Raw genomic sequence first — 248 nt, forward strand, 5'->3', positions numbered from 1 at the left:
GGGATGAAAATAATGGATACTTGTGCAGATATTTTAATCGTTATCGATTTACAAAATGGAGTATGTTATAGCGGAGAGCATTTATTTGATTTACAGAACTTACTAACAAAAGTAAATAAAAGAATTTCTTCATACAGAAAATTAAATAAACCAATCCTTTTTGTTCAACATTGTGATGATGATTTAGTACCCGAGAAAGAACTTTGGGCTATTCATACCGATCTAGATGTTCAAGAACAAGATTTTTT

General features: G+C 29.4%; 1 protein-coding gene. It reads left to right on the forward strand.

Annotated elements, in window-relative coordinates:
• Positions 1-12 precede the first annotated feature (12 nt).
• Positions 13-248 (forward strand): isochorismatase family protein (locus MR170_RS31655; RefSeq protein WP_242310754.1); only part of this gene is annotated, 236 nt, incomplete at its 3' end.

The sequence above is a fragment of the Bacillus cereus group sp. BfR-BA-01524 genome (assembly GCF_022662595.1).
GTDB lineage: Bacteria > Bacillota > Bacilli > Bacillales > Bacillaceae_G > Bacillus_A > Bacillus_A thuringiensis_S.